Origin of the sequence: Paraburkholderia elongata (genome assembly GCF_013177735.1) — a bacterium.
GTDB lineage: Bacteria > Pseudomonadota > Gammaproteobacteria > Burkholderiales > Burkholderiaceae > Paraburkholderia > Paraburkholderia elongata.
This window is the reverse complement of the sequence record NZ_WOEZ01000019.1, coordinates 65,889-81,367: the sequence shown is the minus strand read 5'-3', so window position 1 is coordinate 81,367 and position 15,479 is coordinate 65,889. Positions and strand designations below refer to the sequence as shown.

The window sequence follows — 15,479 nt, the reverse complement described above, 5'->3', positions numbered from 1 at the left end:
TCACATGCCCCAATCCCCCCGAGAGACCCCAAGCGCACCCCGCGCATGTCCCCGCTCGAAGAAGCTGTTACCAGCACGCTGAGCATCGGCCAGCACTACGCGGGCGCCTTTGCGAAGCTGGTCAAGCTCACTGTCACTATTCAATACATGCAGGCGTCGAACCTTGACAGCACACCCGTCGTGGCGCAACTGCGGAATATGGCGGAGGATGCGCGGTCGGGTCTTCAACTGGAACTGGATTAGTTCCGGCAACTGGGCGATGAGGTGCTTCCACAGATAGAGGCGTTTTCCGCAGCGGAAGACGAGACAGAGCCTTGCGCCTACGGGCCGTCCACGACGACGCTGCAATAGTATGCAATTTTTTTATGTCGCTAATAATTTGCAATACTGAATGGATCGGCTTCAAGAGATTGACAACTTTTTCGGATCTATCCTATTTGATTCGCCCCCAAAGTCCGCCAGGGTTCTACCGGGATATCCCGTGGACGTCTAACAGGAGGGGGCTTGAGTCAAAAAACTGGTTTTACGCACCGGCACTACCGTCTCGACATGCCGCAGGCCAGCAGTGCCGAGCTGGCCGATATCTTTGCCTTTGAGGGTGAGCGGGCCATTGGCGAGCCCACCCGGTATCAGATCCGGTTCACGCATCCGCAGCCGGACCTGTCGCGCACCGAGTATCTGAACAAGCCTGCGGCGTTCGTGATCCAGCCGCCATTCAATCCTCTCATGACGCTCAAGCCGGAACCCGAACGGCGTGTGCAGGGAGTTATCACGGGCTTCAGCCAGCGGGGCAGCAGCCGGGACGAAACCACCTACGAGGTTGTGCTGGAGTCGCGCCTGGCACTGTTGCGCAACGCGCCGAAGTGCCGGTTCTTCCTTGAGAAGAGTTTTCCGGAAATCATCGACCAGATACTGCGCGAACACGGCTTCGACAAGATACACGGAAGCTTCGAGTTCAACCTGTACCGCCAATATGGCCGACGCGCATTTGTGATGCAGTGGCAGGAAGACGACCTGACCTTCATCACGCGGCTATGCCGCCGCTCTGGTATCTGGTTTGTCTGCGAGCAGGGCAAGCACTGCGAAAACGTGCGGTTTGGTGACGACTTCACGCACTACCGCCGCGACCCGGACCTGACCGTGCCGTATCGCCAGTACAGCGGCCTGGAAAGCTCAGGGGCGGAATCGGTCGATTCGCTTGAAATGGACGCGACGACCTTGCCGACGAGCTACAAGGTGCGCACGTTCAGCACTGAGCGTCCGGTATCCGAACCGATCGAAGCGGCCAGCCGGATCACTGAGGACCGGACCACATATGGCGAGGCTTATACGTGGGGCACGCCGGATCTGAGCGAGGATGAGGCGAAGGCAGAAGCGCTGCTGCGGCGCGAGGCGGCCGTGGCTGTACAGGTGGTGTATCGCGGCACCTGCGACATGCTGGATCTCGCGCCCAGTTGCATCCTCAAGTTCTCGAACCGCAAACTGCCCGACGCTGAGTACGGGCTGGTCACTGTACGGGTGAAATGCGGCGCATCGCGCAAGCAACCTTACCGCGTCGAGTTCACCGCGATTCCGTCCGACCGGCTGTACCGGCTGCCCTTGTTGGAACATACGTGGCCTAGTATCCAGGGGGTTATCACGGGCACCATTGCCTCGCCGGGCGGGTACAAGGACCCGTATCTGGACGCGCAGGGCTCCTATATCGTGCACATCCATGCGGATCAGGACAAGCGCGCACCTGGACTGGAAAGCTGCCCGATGCGACTGGCAAAGCCGTTCGCGGGCGCAGGGCAGACCGGTTTCCATTTCGGTCTGGTCGAGGGTACGGTCGTGACTGTGGGCTTCCTGTGGGGCTGCCCGGATCTTCCCTTCATCAGTCAGGTACTGCACACGGCGCAGCATACCGACCCGGTCAATTCAACCTACCCGTGGGGCACGCGCAACACGCTGCGCACGCGCTCGAACAACACATTCCAGTTAGACGACCGCCAGGGCCGCGAACACATCAAGCTCGCAACCGAGCACGGCAAGACGCAGCTCACGATGGGCTATGGGGTGGACCGTGATAACAAGCTGCGTGGCGAGGGGGCCGAACTGCGATCCTCGGGTCACCTGGTCGGGCGAGGCGGCGCAGGTGCGATGCTGACGGCCTACGACCGGCCTGGGGGCGCGGGCCAGCAGCTTGACATGGCCGAGACGATGGCGCAGCTCAGGGAAATGCTGGCGCTTGCCGAGTCCCTGGCGCAGTCCGCCGAAGCCTCGAAGGCGTCGTCGGCCGATACCGCTGCACAGAAGGCGATCAACGATGCTCTGGACGAGCTTAAACAACCCGGTGCGCTCGTGACTGCGCCGGGGCCGGTTGGCATCGAATCGGGCGACGGTGTGCAGCTTGCTGCCGATGGCTCGCTCATCTCGACAGCGAAGAAGGGCATGCACTTCAGTACGCTCAAGCGGTTCAAGGCCGGTGACATCGCCACGACGGAGACGGTCAAAATGTTGATGGAGTCCGGTAACGGCGTCTCGATCGATGGGCCGGTGCAGTGGGTGTGGGAAGCCAGCGCGCTGCAGCTTACGAAGCCGGGCTCGTTCGAGTACGTCGAGGACACGAAACAGTTCTGTGAACCCGGCGCAACCTGCCCGCGCAGCGGTCGCTGGGTTTCACGCGTGCGCACGAGTTCGGACTATTCGGCCCCGGCCTACCGGCATGACCTGTCGCACATCATCGCTTTGCGCAGAGGACAGAAGATGCCGCCAGTTCACAGCGACGCAGGCAAAGCCGAGTGGGAATGGGTAGGAGCGTGACATGGGAGAACGTGCCTGCATATTCCAGCATGACCGGACCACGGCGAATGGCATTGTGCGCGACGGCCTGGATGACATCGGCCTTGATGACCGCAAGTTGAGCTACCTGGGCGCACGGGTCCAGTGCCCCGCCTGCAATTCGACAGGTCGCATCGAGCCAGATGGCGAGCGTTCGGGGCACGATCTGAGTGGCAAACAGCATGCGCTGGAGGGCGATTTTTGCCGGTGTGGCTGCAATCCCGCGCCACGGCTGGTCGCCTCACAGCGCGAATGGACAGTCGATGCCTGACGCCAGGTTGGTGGAGGAACAATGAAATTTCACTGGGATCAGTCCATACCGCCCGAGTGGTCGGCAGGCAAACCGCCGCCCACATGGGTCTACATCGTGTTGTTCCTTGTGATTGAGTGCGTCGCCCTGGGCATCACCGTGGCTACGTGGCCCAAGGAGGAACCGGTGGCGTCACAGAACTTCGTGCGTTATGCGCTGGCCGCTCCGGTTACTCTCTGGATGGCGGTCAGTTTCGCCCTGTATGTGTCAACGTACGAAAGTTTCGCGTTGGAGGCAGCAATCAGGAACAGGGCGCGCTGGCATCTGCTCACCCGGTGGCAACGGAAAAGCCGTGCGGGCATGGCAGTTCTTGACAGCGTAACTCTCACACCCGAACCCGATCTTGCTGAGCGCATGCTGAAGCTGGAGGGCAGTCCGCCTGAGAATCCTGGGAGAGTCATGGCGCTCGAAGGCGTTTACACAGTCGATGGCGTATCGCGCGTTCGCGGGATGCTGGAAAAGCTTCTGACGCCGCTGGCGAGCAGGCTTGCCCAGGCGGCGGGCAGTGGCTCGTTTGAGATCGTGATGCAGTGCGAACGTCGGGAACTGTCAGCGGATGTTCAGGCAGTGTGGGAGCAGCTGAAACTGCCAGGGCAACCCCGCATCAGGTGGATGGACAATGACAGGAATGTAGGCTTTGCAGACAGGTGGTTCGAGGACGACAGCTACGCGCCTTACCCGTTCAGCTCGTTTATCATCCACAGGACGCCGAAATATCGCCTTCTGCTGGCGTGGCATCTGAACGAAGTGGAAGCGGAGGTCCGCAGACTTTTTCGGAGTCGGCGGTTGCGCTGTTGCTGGGTTCGTCTGCGCTCATGCAGGAGAAGCCAGACCTCAAGCATCAGGCGTGGCTGTTGCGCCAGATTGTTGCGGATGCCGACCAGGTAGACAAGTCGCTCGCGCTGCTACTCAGGGCAGAACAGGTAGCGCGTGAGCGCATCCGCCATTTCTGGCACAGCCGGCTCAACGGACTGTCGCAGCACGCGACCTTGGGGGCGGTCAGGGAAACCGATCTGAAGGTGGAGGAGCATGCAGTTGATCCGGCAATCGGGCCGCAGGCCCCGGTAGCGCGCTGGATTCTTCCGGCGCTGGCGGCGAAGATGGCGCATTTCGGACAGGGCGCGCAACTCGTCGCGCTGCCTCATGAAAAGGGTGTCGCGCTGAACCTTGTCGTCAAGGAACCCACCCCGGTGGACGTGCCATGGTAAGCGGAATATCAGTACAACCCGATCCCATCCGGGGAACTCGCGACATGCGCCAGCCTTTGGACGTTCCTGGTGCTGCTGTCCCCCAACAACGAGTGGGGCACCTTTGAAACCGTGTTCACCTGCGTACTGGTTGTTGTCGTCCTTTTGTGTATTGGATGGCGCATCTACGCACAGCGGCTCTACGCCAATGCTGTCTGGCGTGAATACGGATGACGGCCATGAGCATTCGTCCATTGAACTGGATCAGTCACCGCATTGCGTTGTTGTGGCTTGCCATGCTAGCGTGTTGCGCATGGATGACGACAACCAGCTGGTTCGCATCGGAAGACCTGGGCACGCCGACTCCCCTTCAGTACGCGTTGATCATGCTGGGCTGCACGCTGGGCCTGATTGTGGACGACCTTTGCGACATGTGGCGATGGCATAGGCCCTGACTGGGGCAGCGAAATCACGGATGCTGCAGTCTGGCGCTGGTATGTGAAACAGGGCAAGCCGTGGTGGATCAGCCCGAAACGCAAACGGCCACATGTACGTTTTCAGGACGCATGGAAGCGCATGGAGGATTGCCGGCGCGGCGCCGGAGCGTGCATGATGATGCGGCCGCGTACCATGAGTCGCGGCCGCATCATCGGCTCAACCACCCTGCACGAATCGTGTGCTTCATGGCGAAATTCATGGCGGAATATCTGAACGCTGCAATGCTCCTTGAACTCGCGCAACGTGCGGAGCAGCACGCTGCTGGGCCATGCATGTGTACAAAAACACCGCTGGATGGCTGGCACTCGCAACCGCTTTCTCTCGACGAGACGCAGTTCAAAGAAATCGGCACGCTTGCACGGGACGACGATCCGGAACCCACGTTCAGTGAATACCTGCCGGGCAAAACCAGCTACTGGTCAGCTGACGCACCCATCGCGCCGCGTTACTTCCCGTACAACCGCTGTGCCGTCTGGCAGTGTGCGTTGTGCGGCCGTCTGTATCTGCGATACATGGAAGGGGGTGGCTATTTCGTCGATCGCAGGATTCGCGCTGTACAGTCGGCGCTGATCGAGGACGTTCCGCTTCCTGAGTAACGTTAGAGGCGCAGCGCGCGGACCTAATGCCCCGGCTTCAACGCCGCATACGTCCCCGGCGTGATCCCATATGCCCGCTTGAAAAGCCGGTTGAGATGGCTTTGATCGTAAAAGCCCACGGCCGCGGCGGCCGTTGCCGCGCTATGCCCCGCCGCGAGCATGCGTTTGGCCGCGAGTAGCCGCACCTGCGTCGCATAGGCGTGCGGCGGCAGTCCAAACTCTTTGCAGAAGGCACGCGTGAGGTAATAGCGGCTCAGGCCCACCAGTTCCGCCAACTCGTCGACCGGAATATCGCGCGCATAGTTGGCAGCGACGTACTCACGCACTTGCGCCATCTTGCGGGCTTCGCGCCGTACTTCGCCGAGTTCGTGCCGCGATTGCCCATATCTTCCGACCAGCATCCCCATCGCGGCCCACCAATTCGCCTGCCGCTCCATCAGCGGGACCGAGCCGTGTTCGTCGAGACTCGCATGTGCCTTGACCAGCAGACCGGCAAGGTGCGCATCCTGATAGAGCCCCGGCGGAATCAGAAGCGGATTGTCAGGACGCGAGTCCGGCGAAAACACCGCGCCCAGCGCACCCAGGCCCTCCATGTCGAGATAGATAGCGCGGTAGATCCATTCGCGGCCTTCCCACACCTCGCCGCTGTGATACTCGCCCGGTCCGAACACGAGCACGCTGCCGGGTCCGGCGACGTCGCTGCCGGTCCGCGTATGGCACTGCCCTGCACCGGTTTGCGTCATAACGATGACGAGTTCGTCGTGCAGATGCCGGTCGAATTTGTGCTCGCCGTAGCGCGCGCTCGCGAGACAGGCGCCGTCGAGCGCACCGTCTCGCCAGCACACCACCTCCGGTCCGCTTTTATCCGCTGTGTCCATGAGTCGCTCTCCCGGGATGCCCTCAAACTCAAACCAGCTCTATTCTCACCCGGCGATTGCGGCGCCCTTTGTTCTCGATCTTCACAATGCGGATCGGTCTCGATTGCGCCGTATTGGTCAGATGCGTGCCGCCACAGGCCTGCCGGTCGAGGTCGCCGATTTCGACGATCCGCACTGTGCCGTCGGAGGTCGGCGGCGGCGCCACCGAGAGGCTGCGGATCAGGCCCTGGGTCGACTTCGCTTCCGTTTCGCTGACATAGTAGGTGCGCACGTCCATAGCGCTGCGGATCACTTCGTTGACAGGTTCTTCCAGCAAACGAAGTGCGTCGTTATCCGCTTCGGGCAGATCGAAGTCCATGCGGGCAGTGCCGTCGGCATTGATCTGCGCGCCGGTCACGAGCGCACCGGCGAAGCGTTGATAGACAAGGGCGTTGAGAATATGCGTGCCCGTATGAAGCTGGGCGACGGCGGCACGCCGGGCCGCGTCGACGGCCACGTGCACGTCGCCGTTCAGTTCGAGCGGCTCATCGAGCAGATGCCATAGCATGCCGCCTTCCGGCGCGACGCCGGTAATGCGGACGGCGCCGTGCGTGTGCGTCAGCGTCGCCGCGTCCGACACCTGGCCTCCGCCGCCCGGGTGCAAGGCCGAGCGGCCCAGCACGACAGCGCCGGGCCGCGAGGCGATCACGCTCGTTTCGAACTCGAGTAAGTCCGGCTGTTCATGGCAAAGATAATGCGGCACCTTGAATTCCTCGCATGAAATGACTGATTACGCCTAGCATACTCAGTCCCATGGGGAGTGTCTTGGTTAAAAATGCCCTGTGGAAGGCGCCGCGCAAACGCGCGCCGGCTTCGCTGGGCACGGCACGGCACGGCACGAAGCGCGCCACCGTTCGCTTCAGACCTTCACGATGTGCGTCTCGGCAATCGCGCGGACGTCGATGCGGCGCGGCAGGATAGCGTCGCGGTCCGCGCTATCGGCGACTTTCTGGAGTGCGGCGATATCCGCCTCGGTCACGAAGTGCTGTTTCAATGACGCACGCTGCGTGATCTGCCTCGCGGCATCGAGCGGCGAGCGCGTCAATGTCGAGTAGATCTGTGCGTAAGCATCGGGGTTTGCAAGCGCCCAATCACCCGCGCGTTGCAGCCGGAGCAGAACGTCTGCGATGGCCGCGCGTTTGCGCGCATCAGCAAGTGCGGTGCCCGATGCCGTGATGAAGCCGAGACCGCTATTGATGCCGGTACCGTCGCGCAAAATGCGCGCGCCGCGCTGGACAGCGATGCCGTAGTACGGATCGAACGTCGCCCACACGTCGATCGAACCGGACGCAAAAGCGGCAAACGCATCGACGGGCGGGATGAAACGGACCTTGACGTCGTCTTTCGTGAGTCCCGCTTCGGCGAGCGCGCCATACAACTGGAATTGCGAAATGCTGCCGCGCGCCGACGACACGAACACGGTGCGCCCCTTCAGATCCGCCACCGTGCGAATCTGCGAATCGCGTGCAACCAGAATGCCGAGTTGCGCGCCCGAACCCACACGCGTCGCAACGATCTTCAAGGTCGGATCGCCGACCGCCGCTGCAAGCACAGGCAAGTCGCCCGCCGGGGCAAGATCGACGGCGCCCGCGCGTTGCGCCTCGAAGAGTGGCGCGGCACCCTGGAAGTTGGCCCAGCGAAATGCGTACGGCGTGCCGTCGAGCACCTTCACCGCTTCGGCGAGCGCCCGTGTGCCGCCGGCCTGGTCGCCGAGCACGAGTGTCGTCGACGCCAGATCGGCGGCCTGCACGTTGCGTGAATGAAATGCGCCGGTTGCGGCAAGTGCCGGCACTGCGCTGAGCAGCTTCAGCGTGCGCCGACGCGCGGAAAAAGACGTGGAAACAGAAGCAGCCATATGCCCTCGCTTGCAATATGTCTGCAAGCGTAGCGATCAGGGCGCGTCGTGAGGATGATTCAATTCCGATATCGTTGTCTCGACCGGGCAGCTTTCTTTTTCACTAAGACGCGAGCCTGTCGCCTATGGTTTCGCGAATATGTCGCGATAAGCGCCGTGCATCGAGAGAACGATCAGCGCGCTGACTAGCGGCATCACCATCAATCCACTCACGAGCAACGCTGCCGAGTTGGCCAGCAATGCATTGCCCACGACCACGCCCGCGGCCACGACCCCAAATACGGACGCAACCCGCCAGTTGCGCACAACGGCGCGCAAACTTGCCGCCATCGCGTTCAGCGGCGAAACGTTGTTCAGAACAACCAGCGCCGGCGCGAACCAGACGAGCGAAGCCGCGAGCGCATAGGCGAGAAAATTGAATAGCGGCTCCAGCGCATTGCCCGCGCCGTTGCCCGTGCCATTGTGCGTGCCGTAGAGGATCGTCAGATCATGCATGCCATTCGGCGTAACAGACGCCTTCATGGATACGTGAAATGCCGCGAACGAAATCAGCTGACCCGCGCAAGCAACGGCAGCGCCGCACAGCCCGATCGCGATCAACGCATTGCGATGCACATTGACGGCCTCGACCGTCTCGCGAATCGACCACGGGCGCGCATTGCTCGAACGTTCCTGCATCAGCACCAAACCTGCGGCGAGGATCGGCCCGACGAGCACGGCCAGCACGCGCAACGGCGGCGCCAGTTCGAACAGCGTAACTAAATCGGCGCAGCCGAGAATCGCCATGAGCCACAGCACCGGACTCGCGCGAGCGATGCGAAACCCTTCCGCGAGCCAGCCGGCAATGCTCAGTACGCTGACCACGCGACTGTCCGGATAACGCAGCCCGGAAACATGTTGCGGGTGTGCCGGGACTGCCGTACTGCCTGAATAGTGCATGTTCATGACCGTTTCCTTTTCATCGAATGAGGATAGAGACGTCAGTCAACCTGCGCCGTGCTTCAGGCGGATTGCCCTTCGTCGAGTCGAGCAGTAATCAGATCGAGTTGCCGCTGAACGTAGCGGACCAGGGCGCGCCATGTGATGCGCGTCAACCACAAACACAGCCACAAGCCGACGATGCCGGCGACCAGCATCGCGAATCCGTAAATCATCGCGCCGATGCCCGAGCCATGTGGCCCGACGACCACGACGTTATCCGAACCGCTCTTGATCGCGATGTGGTCGCGATCTATCACGACCGAATCCGATCCGCTGTGGACCGCCAGACCTTTACCGGTGGCGTCCATGCCTTGCACGAAGGACACGTGGTCGCCGTGGTTCTTGATGTCCCACGCCATCGCCTTCGCACCGGTTCCGATGCGCGCGGCCGATACGTGATCGCCTTCGTCATCCTTAAGATCGAGCGCAACGATGTCGGTGGATGCGATAGACCATGTGCCGTCCGGCTCGACTTTGAACAGCTCACGCGCGCCGCCGACGGAATTGATCTTGAGTTTGCCTTCGTCGTTCTTGATGTCGATCGGACCGGCAAACGTCACGATGGAAATCCGTGTGGCTGCATCCGGCCGCAGCAGGAAACGATCGCCGACCACTCTGAATACCTTCATGTTGGCGGTTGCCAGGCGCGCGTCGCCCTGCGCGGAAGCGCCATCCGCATCGGCGTCGTCGTCATCGTCTTTCGCCGCCTTGTCGCTTCCGCTGCCGCCCGCCTGCTGATCCATTTTCACGTCGCCGCTCTCGAAGGTGAACGGCACCGAATTGAACGCCGGCCACCCGAACAGGTGATGACTCCCGAGCGCAACCACCGTCACGAGGCCGGCAATCACCAGCGCACCCGAAACCGCGTAGCCGATCGTCAGCATCAGCAGATAGAACATGAACGGGATCAGCAACAGCAATTGCAATAAGCCGAGCCCCGCGATCGACGCGACCACCCGCATCAGGTTGCCGAACGAGCGCCGCGTTTCCCACTGGCGGAAGGTCGCCTGCGCCTTCAGTTCGCGTGCGAGCTTGACCGGGTCGCCAAGTGCTGCAACCACTTCCGCCTCACTGCGGCCCGCTGCGAGCGCGTCGCCGATGTACTCGCGATAGTCGGCGACGATTTCGTCGACCACCTGCTTCGGCAAACTCCGCAGTTCGTGGCGCAATTGCTGGATGAATGCGTCCTGCGTCATTGCTTTTCCCCTGGTCCTGAGGGCGTACCGGACAAGGCCAGCACACCGTTGACTTCATCGACAAAACTGCGCCATTCGCTTTGCATTTCCGCCAGACTGCTGCGGCCGGCCGCCGTCAGCGAGTAGTACTTGCGCGGCGGCCCCGAACTGGATTCCACGAAATACGTCGACACCCACGCCTCGGCCTGCAAGCGGCGCATCAGCGGGTAGATCGTGCCCTCGCTGATCTCCATGGTTTCGGAGAGGGTCGAGACGAGCTCGTACGCATAGCTGTCGCCGCCGGCGAGGACAGCTAACACGCACATGTCGAGGGTTCCCTTCTTGAGCTGCGTTTTCATTCAATTCCATTACATTAGTGTGCATAGCACGGTACCTTGCTATGCACTGGTGCCAAACGCACCTATCCGCGAGATGACGAACGAACTCTAGCACCCAGTATCGTTTAATGCAAGGTACTGTTTTATGCACGGGACAAGCTCGCCGGCCAGACCGGCGAGCGAAACCGTCTGCGCCACGCGCTCTTGAAACGCGTGCGGGGTTTCCCGAAGTGACATAATTCCCGCGTCGTTGCTTTGCAACGCATCCACTACTTTCACGCCGCAAAACAAGGAGATTCACATGAGCAAGGGATATTGGGTGACCACCTACCGCGCGACGAAAGACCCGTCGAAGCTGGCAGCGTACGCACAGCTGGCAGCGCCCGCCGTGGCCGCCGCCGGCGGCAAATTCATCGTGCGCGGCTTAGCCGACGAGGCTCGTGAGCAGGGTTTGAAGGAACGGACTGTCGTGATCGAGTTTCCGAGCTACGAGCAGGCCGTCGCCGCCTATGAAAGCGACGCCTACAAGAAAGCGCTTGAAGCCTTGGGCGACGGTGTCGAGCGCGATCTGCGAATCGTCCGCGGCGCCGAGTGACGCGTACGATTTGACGGACGTCCGTCGGCAGGCGCTGGCGGATGACAAGACAAGCTGATCGAACAAGACCATCGGGCGATCAGGCGACACACTCGACCCATGTTGGCCTTCAGAAATGCTTCCACACTCCACCTCGTAGAAACCCCTATGTATTGAGCGAGCAGGATCGTGATTAAATAAATCATCTTGATTTATTTAATCGGCACCAAGAATGCCGGCCCCCTCCGGAGGAGACTCGTGAGAAGCCCGCATATCGGTCAAGGCAGCAATTCGGTCAACGTACGCCGCTACAACGAGCGCCTGCTGCTGCAGGCGTTGCGTCGCGCGGGTCAGGCGTCGAAAGCCGATCTCGCCCGCCTCGCCAACCTGACGAGCACGGCGGTCGGCAGCATCATCACGTCGCTCAGCAAGGCCAAGCTGATCGAATTCACCGGCCGGCGCCTCGATGGCCAGCGCGGCCAACCCGCCTCGATGATCCGTCTTGATCCGCGCGGTGCCTTCGGCATCGGCGTGCGCCTCGACCGCACCAGCATGGAGACGGTGCTGGTGAACTTTGCCGGCGAGGTGCTGGGGCGCCGTGCGCACGATACCGTGCTGCCGCACCCGGCCACGGTGCTGGAGATCGTGCTGCGCGACATTCACGAACTGTCGCAACTGCTGAGCCCGGAAGAGCGCGAGCGCTTGAGCGGCGTCGGTATCGCCCAGCCGTACAACCTCGGGAGCTGGCTGCGCGAACTCTGCCTGCCGCCCGATACGTTCCGCGCCTGGGACGAGATGGATTTCCCGAGCGAACTCGGGCGTGCCCAGTCCTTGCCGGTGTTTAGCGAGAACGACGGCAACGCCGCGGCCATCGCCGAGCTGTTCTACGGCTGCGGGCGTCAATGCGACGATTTCATCTACCTTTTTCTCGGGCCGGCAATTGGTGGCGGCATCGCCATCGACGGCGACTGTCTGCGCGGCGTGAGCGGCAACGCGGGTGATATCGGCGTCATGCCGGTGCCGCCCAGCCGCTTGCCGTCAGCCTCTCAGCCAACGGGGCAATGGGACATCCTACTCGCGCGCGCGTCGCTCAATGCGCTCACGCGGCACCTGCGTTACAGCGGCGAGTCAATCGAGAATCGCGCCAGCCTCGAGGATTGCATCGCGCGCGGCTTGCCTACCGTCGACGAATGGATTGACGACTGCATCGATGCGCTCGCCCCCGCCCTGCGCGCAACGCTGTGCGTGCTCGACGTTCCGGTGGTCGTGATCGATGCCGATGTCGATAGCGGCCTGCTCGATACGCTGATGAAACGCCTGCGCACGGCCCTGGTCGCAACCGCACCCGAAGCGCGCGGCACCCCGGAACTCATGCGCGGCACGTTCGGCTCGGACGCGGGCGCGATCGGTGCCGCCACGCTGCCGATGTTCTTCAACTTTTCGCCGCGCGCGGGCATTCTCAAAGGCGCCGGTGCTGAATCGCAGGAGGTGAACCATGTCTCGCTCTGAGTCCGCACCCGCGCTGCTGGAGATGCGCGGTATCAGCAAAACCTTTCCCGCTGTGCGGGCCCTCGACAACGTGCGTCTCGCCGTGCACGCCGGCGAAATACATTCGCTCATGGGTGAAAACGGCGCCGGCAAGTCCACCCTGATGAAAATCCTCTCTGGCGCCTACCAGGCGGACCCGGGCGGAGAAATCCTGATCGACGGCAAGCCTGCCGTCATCGACGGCCCACTCGCGGCTCGCGCGCTGGGCGTGGCGGTGATCTACCAGGAGTTGAGCCTGGCGCCCAATCTGAGCGTCGCCGAAAACATCCATGCCGGCCGCGAATTGCGCAAAGGCGGCCGGGCCTGGGGCATGATCGACCGCGCCGCGATGGAGCGGGCCTGCGAAGACGTGCTCAAGCGCCTGGGCGCCAGCTTCCGGCCGCAGACCCTGGTGGGTGAGCTGTCGATCGCCGAACAGCAACTCGTCGAGATCGCGCGGGCGATCCACTCCCGCGCCCGCATCCTCGTCATGGACGAGCCCACCACGCCGCTGTCGTCGCGTGAAACGGACCGCCTGTTCGAGCTGATCCGCCAATTGCGCGCCGAGGGTCTCGCGATCATCTATATCAGTCATCGGATGGCGGAGATCTATGAACTCTCCGATCGCGTCTCCGTGCTGCGCGACGGTTCGTACGTCGGCACACTCGAGCGTGCCGAGCTTTCCGCAGACAGTCTGGTGAGCATGATGGTCGGCCGCGACATCTCCGGCTTCTACAAGAAGGAGCATGCGCCGTACGATCCGGGCAAGGCCGTGCTATCCGTGCGTGACATCGCCGACGCACGCCGCGTTCGCGGTTGCAGCCTCGAGCTTCACGCGGGCGAAGTCCTCGGTATCGCAGGACTCGTCGGCGCAGGGCGCACCGAACTGGCCAGGCTGATCTTCGGCGCGGAACCGCGCGTGCGCGGTGAAGTGGCAGTCGACGGCCGCACGCTTGCCTTGCGCACACCGCGCGATGCGATCGACGCCGGACTGATCTACCTGACGGAAGACCGCAAGCGGCAAGGTCTGTTTCTCGACATGAGCGTGCGCGACAACATCAACGTAGCGGTATGCGGCCGCGACGCCCGTCTGGGTGTACTCGATCTGGCGCAGGGCGCGGCGCGGGCACGAGATGCGATTCGTTCGCTATCGATCCGCGTTCCGCATGCCAAGGTGAATGTAGGCGCCCTGTCCGGCGGCAATCAGCAGAAAGTCCTGCTGTCCCGGCTGCTGGAAACCCAGCCGCGCGTGCTCATCCTGGATGAACCGACGCGCGGCGTGGACATCGGCGCGAAATCGGAGATCTACCGGATCATCAACGAACTGGCGAAGTCCGGCGTGGGCATCATCGTCATATCGAGCGAGTTGCCCGAGATCATTGGTGTAGCCGACCGCGTGCTGGTCATGCGCGAAGGCGAGATTGCCGGCGAACTCGGCGGGTACTCCGGCAAGCCGATCACCCAGGAAGCCATCATCGAGCTGGCCACCGGCTCGCGACCTGCGCTGTGCGAGGCCGCCTGATCTTCGCAAAGATATTTGTAAATATATTGTTAGACAATATTTAGGAGTACAACATGAGCAATCTCACCAAGCAGCAGCGCGTCGCCGCCGCATCGGCCCAGCCGGCGCAAGCTCTGGCACCGCAAAAGACCTCGATCGATGGTCGCGAACGCATGCAGACGTTGATGCGCACGGCGGGCATGCTGCCGGTTCTGCTACTGCTGTGCATTGGCTTCGGCATCCTGACCGACGGCTTTGCCACGCTGCAGAACCTGTCAATCGTCACGCAGCAGGCATCGATCAACATCGTGCTGGCCGCGGGGATGACCTTCGTCATTCTGACCGGCGGCATCGATCTGTCGGTGGGTTCGGTGCTGGCCGCTGCCGCGGTCGCCGCCATGCTCGCGTCGAATATCGCCGGCTGGGGCTGGCTCGGCATCCCGGCAGCGTTGCTGGTCGGGCTGGGCTTCGGCTTGGTCAACGGCGGGCTGATCGCCCTTCTGAGATTGCCGCCCTTTATCGTCACGCTCGGCGCGCTCACCGCAGTACGTGGCATCGCGCGCCTGATGGGTCATGACACGACCATCTTCAATCCGCAATTGTCATTCGCCTTTATCGGCAACGACTCGATCCTGGGCATCCCCTGGCTCGTGGTGATCGCTTGCGTGGTGGTGGCGCTCTCGTGGTTCATCCTGCGCCGCACCGTGCTGGGACTGCGGATCTATTCGGTCGGCGGCAACCCCGAAGCCGCGCGTCTCTCGGGCATCAAGGTATGGGGCATCGAGATGTTCGTCTATGCGATGTCAGGTCTGCTGGCGGGCCTCGGCGCGGTGATGTCCTCGGCCCGTCTGTATGCCGCCAACGGCCTGCAACTCGGACAGTCATACGAACTCGACGCCATCGCCGCGGTGATTCTCGGCGGCACCAGCTTCGTGGGCGGCGTGGGGTCGATCGTCGGCACGCTGATCGGCGCGCTGATTATCGCGGTGCTGTCCAACGGGCTCGTTCTGCTCGGCGTATCCGACATCTGGCAATACATCATCAAGGGGCTGGTCATCATCGGCGCTGTGGCGCTCGACCGCTACCGCCAGCGCGGCTCGGCCCGCACCTGAAATCTGTAGCACGTCCTACTCTCGCCCCAACGGCATATGGCGCAAGCCGGTCCTCTTGCGCTCGAACACATCACGGACCACCCTGGAG

Annotated in this window: 17 protein-coding genes; 11 read left to right on the top strand and 6 right to left on the bottom strand. The window is 62.3% G+C overall.

Annotated elements, in window-relative coordinates:
• From GNZ13_RS04010 to GNZ13_RS03985, 7 genes are all read left to right on the top strand, one after another.
• The coding region (locus GNZ13_RS04010) for a hypothetical protein (protein WP_216674699.1) at positions 1-243 on the top strand (243 nt) is incomplete at its 5' end.
• 261 nt (positions 244-504) lie between these two features.
• A complete protein-coding gene (locus GNZ13_RS04005; RefSeq protein ID WP_236001791.1) occupies positions 505-2,802 on the top strand; it encodes a type VI secretion system Vgr family protein in 2,298 nt (765 codons plus the stop codon).
• A gap of 1 nt (position 2,803) precedes the next feature.
• Entirely contained in the window at positions 2,804-3,091 is a 288-nt protein-coding gene (locus GNZ13_RS04000; RefSeq protein WP_172160704.1) for a PAAR domain-containing protein, read from the top strand.
• Positions 3,092-3,112: 21 nt separating this feature from the next.
• Positions 3,113-4,018, top strand: a complete 906-nt coding sequence (locus GNZ13_RS51995; RefSeq protein ID WP_236001790.1) for a hypothetical protein — start codon at positions 3,113-3,115, stop codon at positions 4,016-4,018.
• The gene (locus tag GNZ13_RS51990; protein ID WP_236001789.1) at positions 3,985-4,338 is read left to right on the top strand and encodes a hypothetical protein; all 354 of its coding nucleotides are present in this window, start codon (positions 3,985-3,987) and stop codon (positions 4,336-4,338) included. The genes GNZ13_RS51995 and GNZ13_RS51990 overlap by 34 nt, the downstream gene beginning before the upstream one ends.
• Positions 4,339-4,556: 218 nt before the next feature.
• Positions 4,557-4,772 (top strand): hypothetical protein, encoded by a 216-nt coding sequence (locus tag GNZ13_RS03990; protein WP_172160702.1) that lies wholly within the window; start codon positions 4,557-4,559, stop codon positions 4,770-4,772.
• Between the two features lie 240 nt (positions 4,773-5,012).
• Entirely contained in the window at positions 5,013-5,411 is a 399-nt protein-coding gene (locus tag GNZ13_RS03985) for a hypothetical protein (protein ID WP_172160716.1), read from the top strand.
• A gap of 23 nt (positions 5,412-5,434) precedes the next feature.
• Here GNZ13_RS03985 and GNZ13_RS03980 read toward each other — a convergent pair whose 3' ends face one another.
• The 6 genes from GNZ13_RS03980 to GNZ13_RS03955 all read right to left on the bottom strand — a co-directional run bounded on the left by GNZ13_RS03980 (position 5,435) and on the right by GNZ13_RS03955 (position 10,698).
• Positions 5,435-6,289 (bottom strand): AraC family transcriptional regulator, encoded by an 855-nt coding sequence (locus GNZ13_RS03980; RefSeq protein WP_172160700.1) that lies wholly within the window; start codon positions 6,287-6,289, stop codon positions 5,435-5,437.
• A 28-nt stretch (positions 6,290-6,317) separates the two neighbouring features.
• Positions 6,318-7,031, bottom strand: a complete 714-nt coding sequence (locus tag GNZ13_RS03975) for an alanyl-tRNA editing protein (RefSeq protein ID WP_172160698.1) — start codon at positions 7,029-7,031, stop codon at positions 6,318-6,320.
• A 156-nt stretch (positions 7,032-7,187) separates the two neighbouring features.
• On the bottom strand, positions 7,188-8,183 hold the full coding sequence (locus GNZ13_RS03970) for an ABC transporter substrate-binding protein (protein ID WP_172160696.1): 996 nt from the start codon (positions 8,181-8,183) through the stop codon (positions 7,188-7,190).
• 123 nt (positions 8,184-8,306) lie between these two features.
• Positions 8,307-9,128, bottom strand: a complete 822-nt coding sequence (locus tag GNZ13_RS03965; RefSeq protein ID WP_172160694.1) for a BPSS1780 family membrane protein — start codon at positions 9,126-9,128, stop codon at positions 8,307-8,309.
• Between the two features lie 56 nt (positions 9,129-9,184).
• Positions 9,185-10,360 carry a DUF1700 domain-containing protein gene (locus GNZ13_RS03960; protein ID WP_172160692.1) on the bottom strand — a complete coding sequence of 392 codons (1,176 nt, stop codon included), beginning with the start codon at positions 10,358-10,360 and terminating at the stop codon, positions 9,185-9,187.
• Positions 10,357-10,698: a PadR family transcriptional regulator gene (locus tag GNZ13_RS03955; RefSeq protein ID WP_172160690.1), complete on the bottom strand. Its 342-nt coding sequence runs from the start codon at positions 10,696-10,698 to the stop codon at positions 10,357-10,359. The genes GNZ13_RS03960 and GNZ13_RS03955 overlap by 4 nt, the downstream gene beginning before the upstream one ends.
• A gap of 280 nt (positions 10,699-10,978) precedes the next feature.
• Between GNZ13_RS03955 and GNZ13_RS03950 the strand changes: the two genes are divergently transcribed.
• From GNZ13_RS03950 to GNZ13_RS03935, 4 genes are all read left to right on the top strand, one after another.
• Positions 10,979-11,272 (top strand): DUF1330 domain-containing protein, encoded by a 294-nt coding sequence (locus GNZ13_RS03950; RefSeq protein WP_172160688.1) that lies wholly within the window; start codon positions 10,979-10,981, stop codon positions 11,270-11,272.
• A gap of 237 nt (positions 11,273-11,509) precedes the next feature.
• Positions 11,510-12,760 carry an ROK family transcriptional regulator gene (locus tag GNZ13_RS03945; RefSeq protein WP_172160686.1) on the top strand — a complete coding sequence of 417 codons (1,251 nt, stop codon included), beginning with the start codon at positions 11,510-11,512 and terminating at the stop codon, positions 12,758-12,760.
• Complete coding sequence (locus GNZ13_RS03940; protein WP_172160684.1) at positions 12,747-14,300, top strand: sugar ABC transporter ATP-binding protein; 1,554 nt, start codon at positions 12,747-12,749, stop codon at positions 14,298-14,300. The genes GNZ13_RS03945 and GNZ13_RS03940 overlap by 14 nt, the downstream gene beginning before the upstream one ends.
• 53 nt (positions 14,301-14,353) lie before the next feature.
• The gene (locus GNZ13_RS03935) at positions 14,354-15,391 is read left to right on the top strand and encodes an ABC transporter permease subunit (protein ID WP_172160682.1); all 1,038 of its coding nucleotides are present in this window, start codon (positions 14,354-14,356) and stop codon (positions 15,389-15,391) included.
• Positions 15,392-15,479 lie beyond the last annotated feature (88 nt).

Excerpts from the sequence above, each read along its gene's own strand:
- GNZ13_RS04000 (WP_172160704.1), top strand. The coding sequence starts at position 2,804 with ATGGGAGAACGTGCCTGCATATTCCAGCATGACCGGACCACGGCGAAT.
- GNZ13_RS51995 (WP_236001790.1), top strand. The coding sequence starts at position 3,113 with ATGAAATTTCACTGGGATCAGTCCATACCGCCCGAGTGGTCGGCAGGC.
- GNZ13_RS03990 (WP_172160702.1), top strand. The coding sequence starts at position 4,557 with ATGAGCATTCGTCCATTGAACTGGATCAGTCACCGCATTGCGTTGTTG.
- GNZ13_RS03985 (WP_172160716.1), top strand. The coding sequence starts at position 5,013 with ATGGCGGAATATCTGAACGCTGCAATGCTCCTTGAACTCGCGCAACGT.
- GNZ13_RS03980 (WP_172160700.1), bottom strand. The coding sequence starts at position 6,289 with ATGGACACAGCGGATAAAAGCGGACCGGAGGTGGTGTGCTGGCGAGAC.
- GNZ13_RS03970 (WP_172160696.1), bottom strand. The coding sequence starts at position 8,183 with ATGGCTGCTTCTGTTTCCACGTCTTTTTCCGCGCGTCGGCGCACGCTG.
- GNZ13_RS03965 (WP_172160694.1), bottom strand. The coding sequence starts at position 9,128 with ATGAACATGCACTATTCAGGCAGTACGGCAGTCCCGGCACACCCGCAA.
- GNZ13_RS03960 (WP_172160692.1), bottom strand. The coding sequence starts at position 10,360 with ATGACGCAGGACGCATTCATCCAGCAATTGCGCCACGAACTGCGGAGT.
- GNZ13_RS03955 (WP_172160690.1), bottom strand. The coding sequence starts at position 10,698 with ATGAAAACGCAGCTCAAGAAGGGAACCCTCGACATGTGCGTGTTAGCT.
- GNZ13_RS03950 (WP_172160688.1), top strand. The coding sequence starts at position 10,979 with ATGAGCAAGGGATATTGGGTGACCACCTACCGCGCGACGAAAGACCCG.
- GNZ13_RS03940 (WP_172160684.1), top strand. The coding sequence starts at position 12,747 with ATGTCTCGCTCTGAGTCCGCACCCGCGCTGCTGGAGATGCGCGGTATC.
- GNZ13_RS03935 (WP_172160682.1), top strand. The coding sequence starts at position 14,354 with ATGAGCAATCTCACCAAGCAGCAGCGCGTCGCCGCCGCATCGGCCCAG.